This is a genomic window from Mycobacterium neumannii, assembly GCF_048452905.1.
GTDB lineage: Bacteria > Actinomycetota > Actinomycetes > Mycobacteriales > Mycobacteriaceae > Mycobacterium > Mycobacterium neumannii_B.
The window spans coordinates 13,222-33,889 of record NZ_JBCGVF010000003.1 but is presented as its reverse complement, the minus strand read 5'-3'; the positions used below and the strand labels follow the sequence as shown (position 1 = coordinate 33,889).

The 20,668-nt window shown below is 66.7% G+C and carries 26 protein-coding genes; 11 read left to right on the top strand and 15 right to left on the bottom strand.

Annotated elements, in window-relative coordinates; translation table 11 throughout:
- Window positions 1-39: 39 nt before the first annotated feature.
- Together AAHH99_RS06310 and sthA are read right to left on the bottom strand one after the other, a co-directional pair.
- A complete protein-coding gene (locus AAHH99_RS06310; RefSeq protein ID WP_068197516.1) occupies window positions 40-1,029 on the bottom strand; it encodes a proteasome assembly chaperone family protein in 990 nt (329 codons plus the stop codon).
- Between the two features lie 139 nt (window positions 1,030-1,168).
- Entirely contained in the window at window positions 1,169-2,575 is a 1,407-nt protein-coding gene (gene sthA / locus AAHH99_RS06305) for a Si-specific NAD(P)(+) transhydrogenase (protein ID WP_418769528.1), read from the bottom strand.
- A 161-nt stretch (window positions 2,576-2,736) separates the two neighbouring features.
- On the opposite strand from sthA, the gene AAHH99_RS06300 reads away from it, so the two are divergent.
- Window positions 2,737-3,777 carry a DUF4192 domain-containing protein gene (locus AAHH99_RS06300; RefSeq protein ID WP_064426033.1) on the top strand — a complete coding sequence of 347 codons (1,041 nt, stop codon included), beginning with the start codon at window positions 2,737-2,739 and terminating at the stop codon, window positions 3,775-3,777.
- Window positions 3,778-3,806: 29 nt separating this feature from the next.
- On the opposite strand, the gene AAHH99_RS06295 is transcribed toward AAHH99_RS06300, so the two are convergent.
- The 3 genes from AAHH99_RS06295 to AAHH99_RS06285 all read right to left on the bottom strand — a co-directional run bounded on the left by AAHH99_RS06295 (window position 3,807) and on the right by AAHH99_RS06285 (window position 6,163).
- Window positions 3,807-4,502, bottom strand: a complete 696-nt coding sequence (locus AAHH99_RS06295) for a metal-dependent transcriptional regulator (protein WP_064417002.1) — start codon at window positions 4,500-4,502, stop codon at window positions 3,807-3,809.
- A gap of 134 nt (window positions 4,503-4,636) precedes the next feature.
- Window positions 4,637-5,596, bottom strand: coding sequence for a sigma-70 family RNA polymerase sigma factor SigB (gene sigB, locus AAHH99_RS06290; RefSeq protein ID WP_064426032.1), 960 nt, complete (start codon window positions 5,594-5,596; stop codon window positions 4,637-4,639).
- A gap of 147 nt (window positions 5,597-5,743) precedes the next feature.
- Complete coding sequence (locus AAHH99_RS06285) at window positions 5,744-6,163, bottom strand: DUF3099 domain-containing protein (RefSeq protein WP_418767906.1); 420 nt, start codon at window positions 6,161-6,163, stop codon at window positions 5,744-5,746.
- Window positions 6,164-6,211: 48 nt separating this feature from the next.
- On the opposite strand from AAHH99_RS06285, the gene AAHH99_RS06280 reads away from it, so the two are divergent.
- The gene (locus tag AAHH99_RS06280; protein WP_064426140.1) at window positions 6,212-6,448 is read left to right on the top strand and encodes a DUF3039 domain-containing protein; all 237 of its coding nucleotides are present in this window, start codon (window positions 6,212-6,214) and stop codon (window positions 6,446-6,448) included.
- Here the strand turns inward: AAHH99_RS06280 and AAHH99_RS06275 are convergent.
- Together AAHH99_RS06275 and AAHH99_RS06270 are read right to left on the bottom strand one after the other, a co-directional pair.
- On the bottom strand, window positions 6,438-7,454 hold the full coding sequence (locus AAHH99_RS06275) for a YihY/virulence factor BrkB family protein (protein ID WP_418767905.1): 1,017 nt from the start codon (window positions 7,452-7,454) through the stop codon (window positions 6,438-6,440). The two genes, AAHH99_RS06280 and AAHH99_RS06275, sit on opposite strands and share 11 nt — an antisense overlap.
- 64 nt (window positions 7,455-7,518) lie before the next feature.
- Window positions 7,519-7,713 (bottom strand): DUF7455 domain-containing protein, encoded by a 195-nt coding sequence (locus tag AAHH99_RS06270; protein WP_064350917.1) that lies wholly within the window; start codon window positions 7,711-7,713, stop codon window positions 7,519-7,521.
- Between the two features lie 130 nt (window positions 7,714-7,843).
- Between AAHH99_RS06270 and AAHH99_RS06265 the strand changes: the two genes are divergently transcribed.
- Complete coding sequence (locus AAHH99_RS06265) at window positions 7,844-8,203, top strand: DUF952 domain-containing protein (RefSeq protein WP_064426029.1); 360 nt, start codon at window positions 7,844-7,846, stop codon at window positions 8,201-8,203.
- A 108-nt stretch (window positions 8,204-8,311) separates the two neighbouring features.
- Window positions 8,312-9,094 (top strand): hypothetical protein, encoded by a 783-nt coding sequence (locus AAHH99_RS06260; RefSeq protein WP_418767904.1) that lies wholly within the window; start codon window positions 8,312-8,314, stop codon window positions 9,092-9,094.
- Window positions 9,095-9,107: 13 nt separating this feature from the next.
- Here the strand turns inward: AAHH99_RS06260 and AAHH99_RS06255 are convergent, their stop codons facing one another.
- Window positions 9,108-10,172: a methyltransferase gene (locus tag AAHH99_RS06255; protein WP_082693900.1), complete on the bottom strand. Its 1,065-nt coding sequence runs from the start codon at window positions 10,170-10,172 to the stop codon at window positions 9,108-9,110.
- A 247-nt stretch (window positions 10,173-10,419) separates the two neighbouring features.
- Between AAHH99_RS06255 and AAHH99_RS06250 the strand changes: the two genes are divergently transcribed.
- The gene (locus tag AAHH99_RS06250) at window positions 10,420-10,908 is read left to right on the top strand and encodes a hypothetical protein (protein ID WP_418767903.1); all 489 of its coding nucleotides are present in this window, start codon (window positions 10,420-10,422) and stop codon (window positions 10,906-10,908) included.
- Window positions 10,909-10,911: 3 nt separating this feature from the next.
- On the opposite strand, the gene AAHH99_RS06245 is transcribed toward AAHH99_RS06250, so the two are convergent.
- Both AAHH99_RS06245 and ppgK read right to left on the bottom strand, forming a co-directional pair.
- Window positions 10,912-12,408, bottom strand: coding sequence for an RNA polymerase sigma factor (locus AAHH99_RS06245; protein ID WP_418767902.1), 1,497 nt, complete (start codon window positions 12,406-12,408; stop codon window positions 10,912-10,914).
- A 172-nt stretch (window positions 12,409-12,580) separates the two neighbouring features.
- Complete coding sequence (gene ppgK / locus AAHH99_RS06240) at window positions 12,581-13,387, bottom strand: polyphosphate--glucose phosphotransferase (RefSeq protein WP_418767901.1); 807 nt, start codon at window positions 13,385-13,387, stop codon at window positions 12,581-12,583.
- A gap of 135 nt (window positions 13,388-13,522) precedes the next feature.
- On the opposite strand from ppgK, the gene AAHH99_RS06235 reads away from it, so the two are divergent.
- Entirely contained in the window at window positions 13,523-14,371 is an 849-nt protein-coding gene (locus AAHH99_RS06235; RefSeq protein WP_418767900.1) for an inositol monophosphatase family protein, read from the top strand.
- Window positions 14,372-14,392: 21 nt separating this feature from the next.
- Here AAHH99_RS06235 and cei read toward each other — a convergent pair whose 3' ends face one another.
- Window positions 14,393-15,049 (bottom strand): envelope integrity protein Cei, encoded by a 657-nt coding sequence (cei, locus tag AAHH99_RS06230; RefSeq protein ID WP_418767899.1) that lies wholly within the window; start codon window positions 15,047-15,049, stop codon window positions 14,393-14,395.
- Window positions 15,050-15,214: 165 nt separating this feature from the next.
- Between cei and AAHH99_RS06225 the strand changes: the two genes are divergently transcribed.
- On the top strand, window positions 15,215-15,517 hold the full coding sequence (locus AAHH99_RS06225) for a DUF4193 domain-containing protein (protein WP_064350907.1): 303 nt from the start codon (window positions 15,215-15,217) through the stop codon (window positions 15,515-15,517).
- Between the two features lie 17 nt (window positions 15,518-15,534).
- On the opposite strand, the gene AAHH99_RS06220 is transcribed toward AAHH99_RS06225, so the two are convergent.
- Window positions 15,535-16,011: a DUF3093 domain-containing protein gene (locus tag AAHH99_RS06220; protein ID WP_418767898.1), complete on the bottom strand. Its 477-nt coding sequence runs from the start codon at window positions 16,009-16,011 to the stop codon at window positions 15,535-15,537.
- Between the two features lie 25 nt (window positions 16,012-16,036).
- Here AAHH99_RS06220 and dut point away from each other — a divergent pair, with 25 nt between their 5' ends.
- Together dut and AAHH99_RS06210 are read left to right on the top strand one after the other, a co-directional pair.
- Complete coding sequence (dut, locus tag AAHH99_RS06215; protein WP_418767897.1) at window positions 16,037-16,501, top strand: dUTP diphosphatase; 465 nt, start codon at window positions 16,037-16,039, stop codon at window positions 16,499-16,501.
- Window position 16,502: 1 nt separating this feature from the next.
- Complete coding sequence (locus AAHH99_RS06210; protein WP_066841416.1) at window positions 16,503-17,279, top strand: DUF3710 domain-containing protein; 777 nt, start codon at window positions 16,503-16,505, stop codon at window positions 17,277-17,279.
- Between the two features lie 101 nt (window positions 17,280-17,380).
- Here the strand turns inward: AAHH99_RS06210 and AAHH99_RS06205 are convergent, their stop codons facing one another.
- Window positions 17,381-18,079, bottom strand: a complete 699-nt coding sequence (locus AAHH99_RS06205) for an alpha/beta hydrolase (RefSeq protein ID WP_418767896.1) — start codon at window positions 18,077-18,079, stop codon at window positions 17,381-17,383.
- Window positions 18,080-18,214: 135 nt separating this feature from the next.
- On the opposite strand from AAHH99_RS06205, the gene AAHH99_RS06200 reads away from it, so the two are divergent.
- A complete protein-coding gene (locus AAHH99_RS06200) occupies window positions 18,215-18,586 on the top strand; it encodes an OB-fold nucleic acid binding domain-containing protein (protein ID WP_418767895.1) in 372 nt (123 codons plus the stop codon).
- On the top strand, window positions 18,583-19,266 hold the full coding sequence (locus AAHH99_RS06195; RefSeq protein WP_418767894.1) for a DUF3159 domain-containing protein: 684 nt from the start codon (window positions 18,583-18,585) through the stop codon (window positions 19,264-19,266). Before AAHH99_RS06200 ends, AAHH99_RS06195 begins: the two co-directional genes overlap by 4 nt.
- Before the next feature lie 11 nt (window positions 19,267-19,277).
- On the opposite strand, the gene AAHH99_RS06190 is transcribed toward AAHH99_RS06195, so the two are convergent.
- Window positions 19,278-19,934: a potassium channel family protein gene (locus AAHH99_RS06190; protein WP_418767893.1), complete on the bottom strand. Its 657-nt coding sequence runs from the start codon at window positions 19,932-19,934 to the stop codon at window positions 19,278-19,280.
- A complete protein-coding gene (locus tag AAHH99_RS06185; RefSeq protein ID WP_082961556.1) occupies window positions 19,931-20,602 on the bottom strand; it encodes a potassium channel family protein in 672 nt (223 codons plus the stop codon). The genes AAHH99_RS06190 and AAHH99_RS06185 overlap by 4 nt, the downstream gene beginning before the upstream one ends.
- Between the last annotated feature and the right edge of the window lie 66 nt (window positions 20,603-20,668).

Genomic DNA, 20,668 nt, shown 5'->3' with positions numbered 1-20,668 from the left:
TGCGCCCCTTGAGTCGCCCATTGACCGGGCCACTGCCCGTTATCCGGCGTCGTCGCCGTCTTCAAATCGGTCCTTCGACTTCTTCTCGGCCTGCTGGGCCAGGAACCGCTCGAACTCGGCGCCGAGTTCCTCACCGCTGGGCAGGTCCTCGTCTTTGGCGAGCAGGGACCGGTTCTCCTGGGCCGCCATGTAGGCGTCGTACTGGCGTTCCAAAGCGGCGACCACCTGCGCCACCTCGGGGCTCTGCTCGACCTGCTCGTTGACCTTGGTCAGCACCTCCGCGCCGGCCGTGACCAACGCCTCGAGCGGGATTTGAAGAGACGCGTTCCTGGAGACCTCGGCCAACAACGCCTCGGCCGCCGCGGGATAGTCCGTCTGCGCCAGATAGTGCGGGACGTGGACGGTGTAGCCGACCACCTCGTGCCCGTGCTGCGACATCCGGAACTCGAGCAGGTTCGACGCGCTCGCCGGAACCTGAACCTCGCCGATCCAGGGCTGATGGTCGGCGATGAGTTCTTTGTCGCTTGAATGTGCAGTCATCGTGATTGGCCGGGTGTGCGGCACCGCCATGGGGATGGTGCCCAGCCCTACCACGCGGCGGACGTCGAGCCGTTCGGCCAGAAGCCGGACCGCAGTGATGAACCGCTCCCAGCGCAGATCCGGCTCCAGGCCGGCCAGAAGGAGGAACGGGGTGCCGACGCTGTCGCGCATCGCGTACAGGTTGAGTTCAGGATCCTCGTAGTGGGTGAAATGGTCGGTCTTGAATGTCATCAACGGGCGGCGGGAGCGGTAGTCCAGCAGCTCGTCGATCGCGAACGATGCCACCAACTCGGTGTCGAGAGTGTCCTTCAGGTGCTGGGCGGCCAACCGGATCGCGTGCCCGGCGTCGGAGAAGCCTTCGAGGGCGTGGATGAGCACCGGCCCCCGGCCGTCCGTGGACGACAGCTGGGGCGCGGGGAACTCCAACTCGTACATGCCTGAGTGTTCCGGCTGGTAGTGCTGTTCGGGGTGACCAGCGTCGTCAGCCATGAGCCTCGCCTCCTTGCGGGTGGTGCCAGACCGTTAACGTCTTCGTACAGTGACAACTAGTCTCGCGCACGTTGCGTTCCCGCTGGCGGGCATCCCATGCGCGAACCCGTGAAAACGTTTGCGGGTGCGACCCGGTCGGCTACGCGCGGAACTGGTTGAGCGCCCGCAGCTTGTTCATCACATCCAGGGCCGCGACCTTGTACGCCTCCGAAAAGGTGGGGTAGTTGAAGACGGCGTCGACGAGATAGTCGATGGTTCCTCCGCAGCCCATCACGGCCTGGCCGATGTGCACCATCTCGGTGGCGCTGGTGCCGAAGATGTGCACGCCGAGCAGGCGCAAATCGTCCGTCGCGACCAGCAGTTTGAGCATGCCGTAGGAATCCCCGGCGATCTGGCCCCTGGCCAGCTCGCGGTAGCGCGAAACCCCGACCTCGTAGGGGATCGCGCTGCGGGTCAGCTCGACCTCGGTCGCGCCGACGTAGGACACTTCTGGGATCGAGTAGATACCGATCGGCTGCAGGTCGGTCATGCCCTTCGCCGGCTCGCCGAACGCGTGGTAGGCCGCCAGCCTGCCCTGGTCCATCGACGTCGCGGCCAGCGCCGGGAAGCCGATCACATCGCCGACGGCGTAGATGTGGTCGACCTTGGTCTGGAAGTTGCTGTCGACGTCGATGCGGCCGCGCGCGTCGGTCTGCAGTCCGGCGTTGTCGAGGTCGAGATGCTCGGTCTGACCCTGCCGACCCGCGGAGTACATCACGGTCTCGGCGGGGATCTGCTTACCGCTGGCCAGCGTGGTCACGGTGCCCGCCGATCCGACGTCCACTGCCGTCACTTCCTCGCCGAACCGGAACGTCACCGCGAGGTCGCGCAGGTGGAACTTCAGCGCCTCGACGATCTCGGGGTCGCAGAAGTCGAGCATGCTGTCGCGCTTCTCGACGACGGTGACCTTGGTGCCCAGCGCGGCGAACATCGACGCGTATTCGATGCCGATCACCCCGGCACCGACCACCACCATCGTCGAGGGCAGCGACTTGAGGTCGAGGATCCCGTCGGAGTCCAGCACACGGTTCTCGTCGAACTCGATACCGGCAGGACGGGCCGGTTTGGTGCCGGTGGCGATCACGATGTACTCGCCGCTGACGGTGGTGCGCTCACCCCGGGTGGGTTCCTCGACCAGGATGGTGTGGGCGTCGATGAATCTGCCGTGGCCCTGGATGAGGTCGATGCGGTTGCGCATCAACTGGGAGCGGACGACGTCTTGTTCCTTGCCGATGACGTGGCTCGTTCGTGCCAGCAGATCGGCGGGCGTGATCTTCTCCTTCACCCGGTAGCTGGCGCCATACAGCTCGCGCTGGCTCATGCCGGTGAGGTAGACGACCGCTTCGCGCAGCGTCTTGGAGGGGATCGTTCCGGTGTTCACGCACACCCCGCCGAGCATGCGTCCCCGCTCGACGACTGCGACCGTCTTCCCGAGCTTCGCCGCGGCGATCGCCGCCTTCTGCCCGCCTGGTCCGGAACCGATGACCACGAGGTCGTACTCGAGCATGGAAGCCATGGCAACAAGGTGTACGCCGGTTGGGCGGGTTCTGCACGCCGACTGCCTCAACCGACGCTGAATTCATCCCCAACCGCGGATTGATCCACAGCGGCGCGGGCCCCGAACGTCGACGGGCGGCTGCCGTCCGAGGCGGCGGGGAAGGTCACCCCATGACGACCTCACCTTCACCCGACTTCCACCTCGACCGCCCCGCGGTGTTGATCGCCGCCCTGCCCGCCGTTCTGGGTTTCGTCCCCGAGAAATCCCTCGTGCTCGTGACCGTGGACCGCGGCGCGATGGGATGCGTCATGCGGGTGGACCTCTCCGACGAGCTGACCGAGTCGGTCGAGCACATCGCCGAGGTCGCCGCTTCGGCGCGACCCGACTCGGCGATCGCTGTCGTGGTCGACGAGGACGGTGCGGGCTGTCGGCTGTGCAACGACGAATACCGCGAGCTGGCCGCCACACTGGCGTCCGCCTTGGCCGACCGGGGGATCGAACTGCTCGCCGCGCATGTCGTCGACCGGATCGCGGCCGGCGGGCGGTGGCACTGCGCCGACGGCTGCGGCGCATCGGGCACCGTGAACGACCCGTCGGCGTCGCCGCTCGCGATGGCCGCCGTGCTGGACGGGCGCCGGCTCTATACCCGGCGCACCGAACTCCAGGACGTCATCGCGGTCACCGATCCCGCCCGCGCGCGAGCGATGGCCGGGCAGATCGAGGAAGCGCAGGCAGCTCGATCGGACTCCGACGCGTGCGGCGAGATCGAGGGGGTGATCGCGGCGGCCGCGCGTGTGTCCGAGGGTGACGACCTGCCCGACGAGACGGTGACCCGGATCGCGGCTGCCCTGACCGATCTGCAGGTGCGCGACACGTTGTACGCGCTCGCAGTGGGTGAGCGCGCGGCCCACGCCGAGTCGCTGTGGGCGGAGTTGTCGCGGCGGCTCCCGGAGCCGTGGCGGGCCGAGGCGCTGGTGTTGTTGGCGTTCTCGGCCTACGCCCGCGGTGACGGTCCGCTGGCGGGGGTGGCGCTGGAGGCGGCGCTGCGCTGTGACGGCACCCATCGGATGGCCCGCATGCTCGACACCGCGCTGCAGTCCGGCCTGCGGCCGGAGCAGATCCGCGAACTCGCCGCGACCGGCTACCGCTTGGCCGACCAGTTGGGAGTCCGGTTACCGCCCAGGCAGGCGTTCGGAAGACGGGCCGGTTGACGGCCGGCCGCTGTCCGTCGCTCGGGAGGTCAGACCTTCTCGACCTTGACGGCGTGCGCCATGTGGTGGGGCAGCTCGACCTGTTCGTGGCCGGGGATCACGATCAACACCCCGCCGTGGTCGTTGCTCTGCACGGTCACGCGGGCGTTGGGCACCACACCGGCATCCTTGAGCCTGCTGATCAGGTCGGCGTCACCCTGTACGTGCTCGGTCAGCTGCCGCACCACGACCGCGACGGGCATACCGGCGGGCAACTCGGTCAGCCGAACGAGGTTCAACCGGTCGCGTTCCGACGACGTGCTGATCAAGCCCAGCTCCGAAAGCCCGGGGATGGGGTTTCCGAACGGCGAGGTGGTCGGGTTGTCGAGAACCTGGACGAGCCGGCGCTCGACATCCTCGCTCATCACATGTTCCCAGCGGCAGGCCTCGGCGTGCACTTCCTCCCAGGGCAGGCCGATGACATCGACGAGCAGCCTCTCGGCGAGGCGGTGCTTGCGCATGACGGCGACGGCGAGGGCGCGGCCCTTGTCGGTCAGCTCGAGGTGGCGATCGCCCGCGACGTGCAACAGGCCGTCGCGCTCCATCCGCGACACCGTCTGGCTGACGGTGGGGCCGCTCTGATCGAGACGTTCTGCGATGCGTGCACGCAGGGGCACCACGCCCTCTTCCTCGAGGTCGTAGATCGTCCGCAGGTACATCTCCGTGGTGTCGACCAGATCATTCATTGCGCTAACCCTCCGTCAGGGGTCGAGTCTACCGGCTAAAGGGCCTGAACTGCGTTGTTACGTCTGCGACACCGGCACTTGCTGATACGACGCGATCCCCACCGGTCGAATCGGCGGGGATCGTGTCGGGGGGTCTAGCTGGCGTACGAGCGGAGGCGGTCCGCACGTTCGCCGTTGCGGAGCTTGGCCATGACCTCGCGCTCGATCTGGCGCACCCGTTCGCGGGAGAGCCCGAACAGCTTGCCGATCTGGTCGAGGGTGCGGGGCTGACCGTCGTCGAGGCCGAACCGCAGCCGGATCACCTGCTGCTCGCGCTCGTCGAGCGTGGCCAGCACGTGCCGGATGTCGGTGTGCAGCAGTTCGGAGATCACCGCGTTCTCAGCAGACATCGCCTCGGCGTCCTCGATGAAGTCACCCAGCGGCGCTTCCTCGTCGCTGCCCACCGGCATGTCGAGGCTCACCGGGTCGCGGCTGTGCTCGAGCAGATCGGTGATCTTCTCCACCGGGATCCCGGACTCGGCGGCCAGTTCCTCGTCGGTGGCTTCACGGCCGAGGTTCTGGTGCATCTCACGCTTGATCCGAGCCAGCTTGTTGACCTGCTCGACGAGGTGCACCGGCAGCCGGATCGTGCGGCTCTGGTCGGCCATGCCGCGGGTGATCGCCTGACGGATCCACCAGGTGGCGTACGTCGAGAACTTGAAACCCTTGGCGTAGTCGAACTTTTCCATCGCCCGAATCAGGCCCAGGTTGCCTTCCTGGATCAGGTCGAGCAGCGGCATGCCGCGACCGGTGTAGCGCTTCGCCAGCGAGACGACGAGACGCAGGTTGGCTTCGAGAAGGTGCCTACGCGCGGCCTCACCGTCGCGGACCACGGCGGCAAGATCACGTTTGCGGTTCTCGCCCAAGCGCTTCCGCGTGTCGAGCAGGTGCTTGGCGTAGAGTCCTGCCTCGATGCGCTTTGCGAGTTCCACCTCATCGGCGGCGTTGAGCAAGGCAGTTTTGCCAATACCATTGAGATACACGCGTACGAGGTCAGCCGCTGGACTCTGGGCGTCCAGGTCCCGGTCGACGCGGATGGTGCTGGCATTTGCCATGACGGCCTCCTGATCAAGTCGAACTGTCATGAGCTACAACGCCCACGAGGTCCAAAGAGTTCCCAGCCGTTGGCTGGTTCACACCTTCTGATCAGCGGTTTCTCGGACCCGACCTGAGAATGTCCTTAGAAAAGGGATAGAAGCGTCTCAGCTGGGAACATCGCCATTCGAGCCACGCCCCTCGGGTTGCGGCGTCGCGACCGTGCGGTGCTCGAGTGCCGGCCGTTCGCCGGTCGGCACCTCGGAGGAGTGACGGCGGTTGTCGAACCGGCGCGGCTCCTCGGGACGCCGCGGCGGACGGTCGTTGGCGATGAGCACGGCGATCCACGGCAAGGGAATCGAGCCGACGAGAATCGCCAACGAGATCAGGCCGTTGTGCCAGATGCCGTAGGCGATGGCGGCCAGTACGAGGGCCGGTATCCGAAACGACATGAGCGTCAAGTACTTGCGAACCCGTTGGCGGTGCTGTTCCTCGTAGGCGGGGGCGGCGCGAGTGATCAGGACGGGCCGGCCGTCGTCGTCGAAACTCAGCTCGCGGCTTTGTTTCATACCTTCACTGTCCCACATTGTGGCTCCGCTGTACGGGTCGGTTTTCTTACGGGCAAAATGGTTGTCATGCAAACCCAGACGATCGAGCGCACCGACACCGACGAACGCGTCGACGACGGGACTGACAGCGATACCCCGAAGTTCTTCCACTATGTCAAGAAGAACAAGATCGCCGAGAGCGCGGTGATGGGCACCCACGTCGTCGCGCTGTGCGGCGAGGTGTTTCCGGTGACGAAGTCGGCCAAGCCCGGGTCGCCGGTGTGCCCGGAGTGCAAGCGCATCTACGAGAAACTCAAGAAGTAGCCCGGTCGGTCGTCGCTCCCGCGGCTCCTGCCGGGGACGCCGGAGCGGCTGTCGGTGCTTCTTCGGCCACGACGCCGTTGAGTGACTCGGCTTTTCCCTTCAACCACCACCCGAACCGCTTGGCGTGCGTGTCGGCCGCCGGCCACTCCTCCTGGATCGCGGCGTTGAGCTCGGCGCCGATCATGATCGCGAATCCGAGGAAGAACGCGAACAACAAGAAAGCGATCGGCGTCGCCAACGCGCCGTAGGTGTAGCCGGTCGCGGTGATCCACGTCAGGTAGAAGCGCAGACCAAACGTCGCCAACAGGAACACCGTGGTGGCCAGGATCGAGCCGAACAGTAACCGGTGCGACGGTAACGGCTTGGGCAGTGACACCCGGTAGAGCACGTTGACGGACACGATCAGCGCCAGTATCAGCACCGGGTAGTAGCCGAACCGCAGAACGTGGTCCCAGCTGTCCGGGATGTACGTGGAGATCTTGCGCGGCCCCAGCGCGATGAACGGGGCCGCAAGGATCGCGCCGACCAACATCACCACGTAGAGGCCGAGCGCGTAGAACCTCTGACGGACCGGATGGCGTAGCGGCGTCTGGCCGTGCGCCTCGGTGATCGAGTCGACGAACGCTGAGATGGCCGACGATCCGGCCCACAGCGAGATGACGAAGCCCAGCGAGACCACTTCACCGCGGGCGCCCTGGACGATGTCGCGGACCGTCGGCTCGATGATCTCGGTCACCACATTGGTCGAGAAGAACCGCGCAGCCGTGTCGACGATCTGGCTTTCGATCATCGGAAGCGTGTCGGGTCCGAACAGCGGAGCGATGTAGGCCAGGCTGCCGAGCATCCCCAACAGCAGCGGGGGAAGCGACAACGCCGACCAGAACGCGGCCTGCGCGGACTCCGAGAAAATCGAGTCGTCCCAGCTCTTGGACAAGGTGCGCCCCACGATGTGCCGGATGTGGTGGCGCGACGGCTTCGTAGGCAGCGGCCGGGACTGGTCATTCATGACCAGTCCAGCATTACTGACGAGAGGTGATCCTGCCGAGAGCGGCTCTCAGCCGTGTCGGACGCTATGCCTCCACCGGGCTGACTTCGAGGACGGCCGCCAACTCGATCAGCTTGGCCTCGTGCTCATTGGCGTGGTGCTGGCAGAAGAGCAACTCCGCTCCCGACGGGAGCTTCGCGCGCACCCGTGCCGCGGCGCCGCAACGATCGCAGCGGTCAGCCCGAGTCAGTGGGGGACTGGTGAGCGTTGCGTTCGTCATTGCGGACCTCCGTACTGTCGCGTGCATCTACTGTCTCAGACGTTTTGGCTTTCGGCGTTGTTCCCAAAGGCTCTACCGGTGTGTCGTGTCTCACCGTTACCTCGAGTTGCCGGCGCGGCAGGCTGGCTATATGAGCCCGCCGCCCACCGTACTGGTCCACCTGTGTAGCAAAGACGAATGGCAGTCTGCTCAAGCACGCGGCGAGCATTGCCCCGCTTCGTTGACCGCGAGTGGCTTCGTGCATCTGTCGACACCCGAGCAGGTGCACCTTCCGGCCAACCGGCTCTACGCCGGTCGTACCGACCTGGTGCTGCTTCACATCGACGCTGCACGACTGTCCTCTCCGGTTCGCTGGGAACCCGGTGTGCCCGCTGATCCCGTGGGAATGGAGTTCCCACATCTCTACGGCCCTTTGCCGATCGAAGCTGTGATCCGCGTCACGTCTTATCTGCCGGACTCCGAGGGCAGGTTCGCGCCGCCGGCGCTCTGACCGACCGCTCCCTCGTCGCCGATCGGGAGGCCATGTTGCGCCGCTCTCGCACCGCCTCAAACTAGAACACTTCCACGCGCGGGAGGGGTCTACGTACACTTACAAATCGTGGGCATTTTGTTAGGTCTCGCACCGTGGATCGTCTACTGGGTGCTCGTTGGCAATGTTCCGTTCATCGTCGCGGCCCTGATCGCTCTGGCGGTCGCGCTTGGCGCATTCGCGCTGGGGCAGATGCGCGGCGGCCCCGGGCGGATGCTCGAAATCGGCGCAGTAGCAACGTTTTTCGTTTTGACGGTACTCACATTGGCGCTCGACGAATCGTTTTCGGAACGGTGGATGCTGCCGCTGAGCAACGCGGGCATCTTGCTCGCGGCGCTCACCGGTGTGCTGATCGGCAAGCCGTTCGTGCGGGAGTTCGCCGAGGCCGGCCAGCAGCCCCACGTCATCAAGAGCGACCTGTTCGCTCGCGTCACCTCTGCGCTGACGTGGATCTGGGTGGCGGTGTTCGGCGGCATGACGCTGTCGTCGGTGATCCCGCCGATCGTCGACCGCGACGCGACGATTCATGACACCGAATCACCGCTGTCGTTCCTCTGCTACTGGGTGATCCCGTCCGTGTTGTTGGCAGGCGCGGCGTTCGCGACGCGGGTGTTGCCGGACCGCATCGCCGCCGGCGCGGACGACATCGTCCGCAAGACGTCGTTCGTCGCATTCGCCGAAGCCGAGATCGACCAGTTGATCTACCTGGCCACCGAGCACGCCAACCGGGAGGTGGGCCCCGGCAAGGAGGCCTACGACATCAAGATCGGAAGCAAGGGCATTCCGTTGACCGGCGACGAGACGCGCGAATCGTGGCCCTCGACGTACAGGGTGCGCGACAAGAAGCGGTGACCTCCGGGCCGCGCTAGATCGGCGTTGCTTCCACGATCGATATCGGTGTGACGGTGTCGACGACGCGGTCGAGCCGGAAACCCGCGCCGCGCAAGAGTTCTGCGTAGTCGGCGCGGGTGCGTTCTCTGCCGCCCACGGTGACGAGCATCTCCAGGTCGAGTTGGAATCCGATGAACGGAGTCGCCCGTTGGGGCAGAACCATTTCCAGTAGGAGCAGTTTGCCGTGCGGTGCGATCGCGGTGCGGACGTTGCGCAGGATCGTCAGCGACGTGGCGTCGTCCCAGTCGTGGATGATGTTCTTCAGCACGTAGGCGTCACCGCCTTCGGGCACTCTCTCCAGGAACGATCCGCCTTCTGCCGTGCAGCGGTCCGTCACTCCGGCGGCCTTGAATGTGGTTGCGGCGTCGGTGACCACAGAGGGCAGGTCGTACACGATGCCGTGGGCGCCCGGCGCCCGATTCAGAATCGTCGACAGCAGCAGGCCGTGGCCGCCTCCGACGTCCACGATCAGCTTGAAGGTGCTGAAATCGTATTGGCTGAGCGCTATTTCGTTGGTGATGCCGCTTGTTGCGGTCATCGCTTTGTTGAACACCTGGGCCAGATCGGGATCGGTCTCCAAGTAGTCGAAGTACGGCATCCCACGCAGCTTGATGACTGACGGTTCGCCGGTCTGCACCGAATGCAGCAGGCTGCCCCAGTCCTCCCAGCGGGCCTGGTGGCCGATGAACAGCACCATGTCGCGCATCGACTCCGGGTGATCGGAGCGCAAGGCTTCCCCAACTTTCGTCAGGCTGAAGGTGTCGTCGCGGCGATGGTCGAGCAGCCCCTTGGAGGTCAGCGCCCGCATCAGCCGGTACAGGGCATCGGGGTCAGCGCCCACCCGCTCGGCGATGTCTGCGGCGTGCGCCGGTCCGTCCGCGAGTTCGTCGGCGACACCGAGCTTCGCAGCGACGTACATCGTCTGCGTCGTCCAGGCGCCGGTCACCATCTCGAGGATGGCGACACTGGCGGGCACCGTCGAGCGATGAACGGATTGCAGAGCCGCCCGCAGTCGGTCGACGACGCGGACCACAGGCATGGGAGGAACCTTCGCGGGCTTGTTCGGCACGGCGCGAAACACTACAGGTTCTGTGTTACCGCTGGTTTGCTGCCCGGGAACCGACGCGATCGCGGCGCAGCGAGTGTCGGTTCGACGCACACTCGAATGCGAGATCGCGTTTAACAACCCGACACTCGCGGACGCTTCGTTGACCGGAAATCGAGTCAGCGGTGATCCCTTGCGAGGCATACTGCGTAAGACGCGAGCCGGACACGAAGGAGTGCCAATGGGAAGCAGGGGGGTGACCGCGGCGGCGTCCGTCCTCGCGGCAGGCATGGTCGCGGTGGGGCTTGCGGCCCCCGCGTACGGCACCGACCAGATCACGGCCAACGCGGTCGGTACGTACGACGCCGTCTATGAGTGGGGCACCAGGACGTGGGTGGTAACACCCTGCGATGGCGATGCCTTCCAGTGTGTGTACGTCACCCAGTACCACGCCGACGACGTCGAGCGGAAGTCGCCGTCATGGAGCGGGAACGCATATTGGCAGGTCGGCTGGTGGATCATGAGGGGAGTGCTGGACCGCAACGCGGTCACGTGCGAAGACGGCTCGCAACACGACCTGGTCATGAACTATGCGTGGGACGCCGCGAGCGGGAAGGCGATCCGGTCCTTCCACGACCCTGGCCTGTGCGGTGAGGCCGGAAACGGTGCCAACGAATTCACGCTGCACAGGATCGGCCCGCCGCCACCACCGCCGCCGCTACCGGCGTAGGCGTCAGTCCAGGTAGTCGCGCAGAACCTGGGAACGGCTGGGGTGGCGCAACTTTGACATGGTCTTCGACTCGATCTGGCGGATGCGTTCGCGCGTCACGCCGTACACCTGACCGATCTCGTCGAGCGTGCGCGGCTGACCGTCGGTGAGCCCGAACCGCAGCCGCACCACGCCGGCTTCACGTTCGGACAGCGTCTCCAGCACCGACTGCAGCTGATCCTGCAGCAGCGTGAACGACACCGCATCCACGGCCACCACGGCCTCGGAATCCTCGATGAAATCGCCCAGCTGCGAATCGCCCTCGTCGCCGATGGTCTGGTCCAGCGAGATCGGCTCACGGGCGTACTGCTGGATCTCCAGCACCTTCTCCGGCGTGATGTCCATCTCCTTGGCCAGCTCTTCGGGAGTGGGCTCGCGGCCGAGGTCCTGGAGCAGCTCACGCTGGATGCGGCCGAGCTTGTTGATCACCTCGACCATGTGCACGGGGATGCGGATGGTGCGGGCCTGGTCGGCCATCGCGCGGGTGATCGCCTGGCGGATCCACCAGGTGGCATAGGTGGAGAACTTGTAGCCCTTGGTGTAGTCGAACTTCTCGACGGCGCGGATCAGGCCCAGGTTGCCTTCCTGGATGAGGTCGAGGAACGCCATGCCGCGACCCGTGTAACGCTTGGCCAGCGATACCACCAGCCGCAAGTTCGCTTCCAGTAAATGGTTTTTCGCGCGGTCGCCGTCGCGGCAGATCCACATCATGTCGCGGCGCTGCGCGGCGGGCAGCTTCTCACCCTTCTCGGCGAGTTCGGCCATCAACTGAGTCGCGTACAACCCGGCCTCGATGCGCTTGGCGAGCTCGACCTCCTCCTCGGCGTTGAGCAGCGCGACCTTGCCGATCTGCTTGAGGTAGGCGCGCACCGAGTCGGCCGATGCGGTCAGTTCGGCGTCCTTACGGGCCTGCCGGAGCGCCTCGGATTCCTCTTCATCCCAGACGAAGTCGCCGGATGCCTTGTCCTTCTCCGACGGCTCGGCGATCTCGTCGTCCTCCGCGACAGCCTCGGCGTCGGCTTCCGCGGCGGGGGCGTCGCCCTCGGCTGTCTCCGCACTCTCCTCGGCGGGTTCCTCCTCGACCTCGAGATCTGCCAGGTCGATTTCGGTGTCTTCGACCGCGAGGTCCTCGCCGGGCTCGGCTTCGATGTCATCGGTCTCGAGGTCGTCGGCCTCGGCGTCGACCTTGGTGTTGTCGGACTCGGCGGCGGCGGCCTTCTTGGCGCGACCGCGCGGTGCGGCGGTCTTGGCGGCCTTCGAAGCCTTGGCCGGTGCCTTGCCTGTCGTGCTTGCCTTGGCGGCGGTCTTGGCGGGCGCCTTGGTGGCGCGGGTCTTGGCGGCCTTCTTGGCCGGCGCCGTCCCGTTGGCCGACTTCGCCGCGGTCTTCTTGGCGGGGGCGGTTTTGGTAGCGGTGCGCTTCACCGGCTCATCGGTTGCCGGGCTTGCCTTTGTCGCTGCCACGTACACCCTTTCCTTGTGCTACCTCATCACGGGCAGGGTAAGCCCCATAGATGAGCGTCGGCTGTCGAATAATGGCGGTTGATAATCGTCGCTATCCAGGCTGCGGCCGCCGTCGACCATTGTAACGACAGTGTGCGAGAACGCCGCCTCCAGCGGCAAATCCCGGGCGTGGCTACTTGGCGGTAGCTGTGACGTCCACCTCAGCAGCCATCGCGGCGCCCACGATGCCCGCCGTGTTCTGCAGAGCCGCGGCCACCACCGGCGTCCGGTTCTTGAGCAGCGGAATCCATTTCTCGGCCTTGCGGCTGATGCCGCCGCCGGCGATGAACAGGTCCGGCCAGATCGCATTTTCGACCGCTACCAGCACCTTCGTCACCTCGACGGTCCAGCGCTCGTAGTTCCAGCCCTTGCGTTCCTTCACCGATGACGCGGCGCGATGCTCGGCTTCCTTGCCGCCGACCTCGAGATGGCCGAACTCGGTGTTGGGCAGCAGCGCGCCGTTGTGGATCACCGCCGAACCGATTCCGGTGCCGAAAGTCAGCAGCACGATCACCCCGGTGTTGTCCCGCCCCGCGCCAAACTTCTCCTCGGCCAACCCGGCGGCGTCGGCGTCGTTGAGAACCGTGACCGGCTGTCCGTCGAGCGCATTGCTGTAGAACTCGCTGGCGTTGCTGCCGATCCACTCCTTGTCGACGTTGGCCGCGGTGCGCACGATCCCGTCAGTGACCACGCCGGGGTAGGTGACGCCGACCTTCTCGGTCCAGCCGAATTCCCGGACCACCGCCGCGACCGTCTTGCTGACCGCCTCGGGAGTCGCGGGCTGGGGGGTCGCCAGCTTGAACCGCTCGCCGATCAACTGGCCGGTGTTCAGGTCGACAATGCCGCCCTTGACGCCGCTTCCACCGACGTCGATTCCGAATCCGCGCCGCTGGCTCCCGTTGACGCTCTGGGTGACGGCGGGTGAATTGGTCGCGGTCATGAGCGCTCCTCTACTCCGGGCAGGCGTGCCGCAGCCACGTCATGCGCCCCACACCTTAATGGTTCGAAAGTCGCTGCGCGGGCCTGTCGGAGACAGTCGGCGACAACGACGACCGAAACGTGCTGCGATGGGTGCATGCCCGACAACGACGCCGATCCCGTCTTGCTGCGCTCGGTCGCCGAGCAGTTGGCCACCGAAGCGGCCGCCTTCGTGCGGCAGCGCCGTGCAGAGGTTTTCGGCGGCCCCGGCTCGTCGACAGACTATTCAGGGCTGCGAACCAAGAGCTCGCCCACCGACCCCGTCACCGTCGTCGACACCGAAACCGAGCGACTGATCCGCGACAGGCTGGCAGAGCTACGGCCCGGCGAGCATGTGCTCGGCGAAGAGGAGGGCGGAACCCCCGCACACGGGGACGACCTCACCTGGGTGCTTGATCCGATCGACGGCACGGTCAACTTCGTCTACGGACTGGAGGCCTACGCGGTGTCGGTGGCCGTGCAACGCGGCGGCAGATCGGTGGCCGGTGCGGTCGCGAATGTGCCCGCCGGCGCGGTGTACTCGGCTGCGCTCGGCCACGGCGCCTCTCTGCGCGACGCCGACGGCACCACATCGCTGCACACCAGCGGCGCCGACGATCTGTCAATGTCGTTGTTAGGTACGGGTTTTTCGTACGACCGAGAACAGCGGGCCCGGCAGGCCGCGGTGTTGACGCGGGTTCTCCCCGAAGTGCGCGACGTGCGCCGGATCGGATCCTGCGCACTGGACCTGTGCATGGTGGCGGCGGGTCAACTGGACGCCTACTACGAGGACGGCGTCCACCTGTGGGACTGGGCGGCCGGAGCGCTGATCGCCGCGGAGGCCGGGGCCAGGCTGCAGTTGCCGCAGGGGAGCGGGGCGACGGGTGGGCCTGGGTTCATCACGGCCGCCGCGCCGGGTGTCGCGGCCGCCCTGAACGACGTGCTGCGCGGGGCGGGCGCGCCGTAGAGATCGGCTGGCGATCGCGGCTCAGCAGGTCCCCGAGTGGATCTTCGACAGCAGCGACGAGTCGGATGCCTGCGTGGCGTCGGGGCGCAGGCTCGCCAGGACCGCCTCGATGTCGTCGCTGCTGCTCAACTCCGTGAATTCGGTGCCGAGAGCCAGATCGACGCTGTCGTCGCCGCGCTCATCCTGGAAGAGTTCGGTGCACGGCGCCACCAGCCACACCGCGGCGGCCGCGGCCCGTCCGGCTTCGCCGAACCGGATCTGACCCTGGCATTCCAGCCGCGCGGTCGCGTAGATCGGATCGTTCGCCGCGGTCGGTTCGGCGAACCCGAGGTCCTTCAGCGCGCTGGCTACCTCGGCGGCCTGACCACCCTGACCGCTGGCGTTGAGGACCCTGATCTTCGTGTCGGCGAGGCGGGCGGGGCTCACGTCGACCATGTCGGCGCGCGATACCTGCTCACCCAGCGTCGGGGCGGGGGCGCTGGGATCACTGGGCGCAGGCGGCGGATTGCAAACAGCGGCCTCCGGCACGTCGGCGGGACGGTTCAGGGCGATGACCCACACCATCAACGTCACCACCGAGAGGGCGACGAACAACAGGATGGCGGGCAGGAAGTTCCGCCGCCGGAAGGGGCGACCGTGTTCGTCGAACGCGGTTCCCTCTGTGATTTGCGCGACCACGCCTGCACTCTAAAGCCCCTGTTCCTGCGTTCCGCGCATGGTACGAGCCCTCATGTGACATAAATCACAGTGCAACGGGTACTCATACGGGCACGAATCGTTTGGCGGATGCGTTCGACGCTGGTACAAAGCTCTGCTGCACAAGGTTTATTCGGAGGGGACACGATGGCTACCGATTACGACGCCCCACGGCGCACCGAGACAGATGACGTCTCGGAAGATTCGCTCGAAGAGTTGAAGGCGCGGCGTAACGAGGCCCAGTCGGCGGTGGTTGACGTCGACGAGTCGGAGTCCGCCGAGTCGTTCGAATTGCCCGGCGCCGACCTGTCCGGCGAAGAGCTGTCGGTGCGAGTGGTCCCCAAGCAGGCCGACGAGTTCACCTGCTCGAGCTGCTTCCTTGTACACCACCGCAGCCGTCTGGCCAGCGAGAAGAACGGCATGATGATCTGTTCGGACTGCGCTGCCTGACTGCGCCGCCGAGCGGTTCAACTGTGGAGCGCCGCCAGCACCCTCCCCGGCTGACGACAACTGACCAGCCAATACGGCGTCGGATCGTCCGGATCGTCGAGCACCACGAGAACCATCGGGCCCACCCATGCCCGATGAACGACGTAGGCGGCCGGATCCAGTTGACGTCCCAGCGCCGCGGACTTGGCGCTGCGCGGCACCTCGGCGGACCGGGTGATCACGTCGGCGGGCAGATGCGCGGGACCAGCCCACAGCTCGGTGCCGCCGGGCCCGCTGACGACCCGCACCTCCGTACGGCCCAGCCATAACAAGACGACGGCGGCGACGGGCAACAGCAGTGCGTACGGCAACCATTCGGGTATGGCGCGAATGCCCATGTTGATCTCGAGCGCGATGAGCGCCGCGAGGCCCAGGCCGGGCGGCCACCACCACCACGGCACCCAGAGCCGCTCGCGGTAGCGAACGGATTGCGTCGTGGCGCGCGTGTCGGACACGCGGCCAAGAGTAATCTCTGACGTCGTGCCCACTTCTCTGGCGGTCGTGCGCCTCGATCCTGATCTGCCGATGCCCAGCCGCGCCCATGACGGCGATGCGGGCGTCGACCTTTTCAGCGCGCTCGACGTCGAACTGGCGCCCGGTGAACGCACGCTGGTTCCGACGGGTATCGCCGTGGCGATCCCGCACGGGATGGTCGGACTAGTGCATCCCCGTTCGGGTTTGGCTGCCCGAGTGGGGCTTTCGATCGTCAACAGCCCGGGCACCATCGACGCCGGCTACCGCGGCGAGATCAAGGTTTCGCTGATCAACCTCGATCCGCAGATACCGATCGTCGTGAACCGCGGGGACCGCATCGCTCAGTTGCTGGTCCAGCGGGTAGAACTGCCCGAGCTGGTCGAGGTCACGTCTTTCGACGAGGCTGGTCTTGGTGAAAGCACCCGTGGCGAAGGTGGCCACGGTTCCTCCGGCGGACATGCGAGTTTGTGAAATGGCATTCGGTAAACGCAAAGACAACGAGATCGGCGACGTCGACGATGTCGCCGGGCAGGCGACGGGCGACGCGATCGACGACGAACTGGAAGGCCCGTTCGACATCGAGGACTTCGACGATGCCGAGACGGCCGCCGCTGGCCGACTGGATCTGGGTTCGGTCCTGATCCCCTTGCCTGCGGGTGGTCAGGTGCAGGTCGAGCTGACGCCGCAGGGCGTGCCCAGCGCGATATGGGTTGTCACTCCACACGGCCGCTTCACCGTCGCCGCGTACGCCGCTCCTAAGAGCAGCGGCCTGTGGCGCGAGATCGCCGGAGAACTCGCCGACTCGCTGCGCAAGGACGGCGCCCAGGTGTCGATCAAGGACGGGCCGTGGGGCCGTGAGGTCGTCGGCGTGGCCGCCGCGCAGCAGGGCCAGGCAGCGCAGCAGGGGCAACCCGGCGTGGTCCGCTTCATCGGCGTAGACGGTTACCGGTGGATGATCCGCTGCGTCGTCAACGGTCCGCAGGAACACATCGACACACTGGCCGCCGAAGCGCGAGAAGCGTTGGCCGACACCGTTGTTCGTCGCGGAGAGACTCCGCTGCCGGTGCGCACGCCGCTTGCGGTCGAGCTGCCGGAGCCGATGGCGAACCAGCTGCGCGAGGCCGCCGCGGCTCAGCAGGCCGCCCAGCAGGCGCAACAGGGCCAGCCGCCCGGTCAGCAGGCGCCGGTCGCGCGCCGCAGCGAACAAGGCTCGGCGATGCAGCAGTTGCGGACAATCACCGGCGGCTGATTCGCCGTACCGCCTTAGACGGGTTGATTCCACGCACCAGGTGCGTGCGATCCACCCCTTAACGCGTGCCACGCCTGACCCCGCCACGCCTGACCCCGCCGTCAGGCCTCCAGCAGGGCCGCCACGCACGCGGCTCCCAACACCGCCGGGTCGGCGCCGAAATCGCCGAGCGTGACGGTCCGCAGCGCCGCCTGCGGTGCCGCGGTCACCCATTCGACGGCCACCTCGATCGGATGCACCGGATCGTCGCTGGCGGCGGCCACGCCCAGCGGGACGGCCAACCCTGCCAATTCGGCGCAGGTGGGTGCGACGTAATTCGCCGCCTCCTCCATCGCCTCCGGTAGGGCCGGCCATTGCCCGAGCCACGACCGGGTCAGCTCATCGCCCAGCCATAGTGGGCTCGACGCCCGCATCGCCGCGCTGGTGGCCGCGAGCCCGTCGCGGCGCAGCAGTTCGGCGGAGTGACGCGCGGCGGCCGCCGCGGGTGCGTGCTGCGGGGAGCCGGTCCACGCCGGAAGTGCCGCGAGCACCGCAACCGTCCGGCCAGGATGGGTCAGCGCCCATGCCGTGGCGACCGCCGCACCGATCGACACGCCGCCAACAGCGATGGGTCCGCTGCGCGCGGCGTCGTCGAGCGCGTCTCGGTAACCGGCGACGAGCCTGTGCGGCTGAGGCGCGGGTGTGACGAGCGTCGCACCCTGCTCGTGCAACGCGCTGGAAAACGCCCGGTATACGAAGTTGTCGTCGGATCCGGTGCCCGGTAGCAGCACCGTCGTGACGCCGCGGAGAGAGACCGTCATGACCCGATCGTGCCTTGGTCGAAGTACACCCGGCGTGGCGAGGTGACCCCACGTGGCATCTCGTAACTCACAGGGTTAACGTGGCGATTACTTGGGTAGGTCCAAGGTGCATCTGCGGATAGGTCAGGAGAGGCCATGGCAACGGCCGAAGGGTATCTGCGCCGGCTCACGAGACGGTTGACAGACGACCCCGAGCAACTCGACGTCGAAGAGCTCAGCGACGAAGCCGCCTCGACCGGCGCGCAGAAGGCGATCGACTGCGAACGCGGCCAGGAAGTGACGATGATCGGCACCCTGCGCAGCGTCGAATGCAACGGCAAGGCATGTGCCGGCGGTGTGAAGGCCGAGCTGTTCGACGGCACCGATTCGGTGATGCTGGTCTGGCTCGGCCAACGCCGCATCCCGGGTATCGAGTCGGGCCGCACCCTCAAGGTGCACGGCCGCGTCGGCAAGCTCGACAACGGCGCCAAGGCTATCTACAACCCGCACTACGAGATCCAGAAGTGAGCGACCCCGGAACCGAACCGGGGCAGCCTAGAACCCAGCAGTCGACGAGGGCCAACGCCGTCCTCGACCAGATGGGCGGGGTCAGCGGTCTGATCTATTCGACGTTGCCGGTGGTGGCGTTCGTTCCGGTGTCCCAGATGGTCGGGCTCATCCCCGCCATCGTCGCCGCGCTCGGCGTGGCCGGCATCATCCTCGCGTGGCGGCTGGCGCGGCGCGAGTCCGCCCAGCCCGCGATCTCCGGCTTCTTCGGTGTCGGCATCTGCGCGTTGATCGCCTACGTGATGGGGGAGTCGAAAGGCTACTTCCTGCTTGGTATTTGGACATCGCTGTTCTGGGCGGCGGTGTTCACCGTGTCGGTGGTGGTCCGCAGGCCCGTCGTCGGTTATGTCTGGGGCTGGGTCAACGGACACGGCCGGGACTGGCGCGGGGTACGCAGGGCGGTGACGGCGTTCGACGTGGCGACGCTGTTCTGGGCCGCGGTGTTCGCCTCCCGCTTCATCGTCCAGCGGCATCTGTACGACGCCGACCAGACCGGGTGGCTGGGTGTGGCGCGAATCTCGATGGGCTGGCCGTTGACGGCGGTCGCGGCGGTAGTCACCTATCTGGCGATCCGGACCGCGCAGAAGGCCATCAACGCGCGCGAGTCCTCCGACGACGTCAGCGCCCCGACCGGAGGCTGAATCCAGCGGAGCTACGGGTGCAGCAGCAGCTCCTGCAACTGGTCTTCGGCCTCGGCGACGGCCACGAACAGCAACTCGTCGCCACCCTCGAGCGGTTCGTCCGACTCAGGCACGATCACGCGCGGGCCACGCAGGATCGCCACCAGCGTGCAGTCGCGGGGCAGCTCGAGGCGCTTGACCGGCTTGCCGCCCCACGGGGTGTCGTCGGGCAGTGTGATCTCGACGAGGTTGGCCTGCCCCTTGCGGAATTCCATCAGCCGCACCAGGTCGCCGACCGCGACCGCCTCCTCCACGAGGGAGGCCAGCATGCGCGGCGTCGACACCGCCACGTCGACGCCCCAGCTCTCGTCGAACAACCACTCGTTGCGTGGGTCGTTGACGCGGGCGACCACCCGCGGCACGGCGAACTCGGTCTTGGCCAGGAGGCTGACGACGACGTTGACCTTGTCGTCGCCGGTGGCCGCGATCACCACGTCGAATTGCTCGAGTAGGACGGATTCGAGCAGGGTCAGCTCGCACGCATCGCCCAGCCGCCACTGCGCCGAAGGAATCGCGTCGACGTCGATGTGGTCGGGATTTCGTTCCAGCAGCGTCACTTCGTGGGTGTCGACCAGCTCACGGGCGATGGACCGGCCGACGGCGCCGGCCCCGGCGATGGCGACCTTCATCCCTCGAGATCCTCGCTCGGTGGCAGGGCCGCGATGGCCAGAGCCTCGGCGATATGGCCGGCGATCGCGGCCATGAACACCTGGTCGCTGGCCTGGATGACGGTCTTCGCATCGGGCAGCAATCCGGCTCCGAACCGGATCAGGAACGCCACCCGGCCGCCGGTGGCCGTCTCGAGGTCGGTGATGCGGCGGCCCACCCACGCCTCGTGCAGCGCCAGTTCGGTGACACCGACATTGCCGGTGGGGTCGCGCCACTTGGTGGTTTCGGTCTCGCGGGTCAGCACATTGAGCAGACGGTCGGTCGTCCACGGCACGGTGGCCACCGTCGGGATGCCCAGCCGTTCGTAGACCGCGGCACGCTTGGCGTCGTAGATCCGGGCGACCACACGCTCGACACCGAAGGTCTCGCGGGCGACACGCGCGGAGATGATGTTCGAATTGTCACCCGAGGACACGGCGGCGAACGCGCCGGCCTCTTCGATGCCCGCCCGCAGCAGCACGTCGCGGTCGAAGCCCATGCCGAGCACCCGCTCCCCGTTGAACTCGGGTGAGAGCCGGTGAAATGCCGTGCCGTCGCGGTCGATGACCGCGACGTCGTGGCCGATCCGGGAGAGGCTGTCCGAGAGCAACGCGCCTACCCGGCCGCAGCCCATCACCACTACACGCACTCCACGGTCCTTTCTGTCGAACCCGTGCAGTCGAACGCTACAGCTTTCCGACGGGCAATTGCTGCT

Bases quoted from the DNA above. Each gene is read 5' to 3' on its own strand.
- AAHH99_RS06280 (WP_064426140.1), top strand. From the start codon at position 6,212: ATGCAAACCCAGACGATCGAGCGCACCGACACCGACGAACGCGTCGAC.
- AAHH99_RS06235 (WP_418767900.1), top strand. From the start codon at position 13,523: ATGCCCGACAACGACGCCGATCCCGTCTTGCTGCGCTCGGTCGCCGAG.
- AAHH99_RS06190 (WP_418767893.1), bottom strand. From the start codon at position 19,934: ATGAAGGTCGCCATCGCCGGGGCCGGCGCCGTCGGCCGGTCCATCGCC.
- sthA (WP_418769528.1), bottom strand. From the start codon at position 2,575: ATGCTCGAGTACGACCTCGTGGTCATCGGTTCCGGACCAGGCGGGCAG.
- AAHH99_RS06205 (WP_418767896.1), bottom strand. From the start codon at position 18,079: ATGACGGTCTCTCTCCGCGGCGTCACGACGGTGCTGCTACCGGGCACC.
- AAHH99_RS06265 (WP_064426029.1), top strand. From the start codon at position 7,844: ATGAGCCCGCCGCCCACCGTACTGGTCCACCTGTGTAGCAAAGACGAA.
- AAHH99_RS06250 (WP_418767903.1), top strand. From the start codon at position 10,420: ATGGGAAGCAGGGGGGTGACCGCGGCGGCGTCCGTCCTCGCGGCAGGC.
- ppgK (WP_418767901.1), bottom strand. From the start codon at position 13,387: ATGACCGCGACCAATTCACCCGCCGTCACCCAGAGCGTCAACGGGAGC.
- AAHH99_RS06310 (WP_068197516.1), bottom strand. From the start codon at position 1,029: ATGGCTGACGACGCTGGTCACCCCGAACAGCACTACCAGCCGGAACAC.
- AAHH99_RS06225 (WP_064350907.1), top strand. From the start codon at position 15,215: ATGGCTACCGATTACGACGCCCCACGGCGCACCGAGACAGATGACGTC.
- sigB (WP_064426032.1), bottom strand. From the start codon at position 5,596: ATGGCAAATGCCAGCACCATCCGCGTCGACCGGGACCTGGACGCCCAG.
- AAHH99_RS06295 (WP_064417002.1), bottom strand. From the start codon at position 4,502: ATGAATGATCTGGTCGACACCACGGAGATGTACCTGCGGACGATCTAC.
- AAHH99_RS06275 (WP_418767905.1), bottom strand. From the start codon at position 7,454: ATGAATGACCAGTCCCGGCCGCTGCCTACGAAGCCGTCGCGCCACCAC.
- AAHH99_RS06285 (WP_418767906.1), bottom strand. From the start codon at position 6,163: ATGTGGGACAGTGAAGGTATGAAACAAAGCCGCGAGCTGAGTTTCGAC.
- AAHH99_RS06200 (WP_418767895.1), top strand. From the start codon at position 18,215: ATGGCAACGGCCGAAGGGTATCTGCGCCGGCTCACGAGACGGTTGACA.
- AAHH99_RS06300 (WP_064426033.1), top strand. From the start codon at position 2,737: ATGACGACCTCACCTTCACCCGACTTCCACCTCGACCGCCCCGCGGTG.
- AAHH99_RS06210 (WP_066841416.1), top strand. From the start codon at position 16,503: ATGGCATTCGGTAAACGCAAAGACAACGAGATCGGCGACGTCGACGAT.
- AAHH99_RS06255 (WP_082693900.1), bottom strand. From the start codon at position 10,172: ATGCCTGTGGTCCGCGTCGTCGACCGACTGCGGGCGGCTCTGCAATCC.
- AAHH99_RS06270 (WP_064350917.1), bottom strand. From the start codon at position 7,713: ATGACGAACGCAACGCTCACCAGTCCCCCACTGACTCGGGCTGACCGC.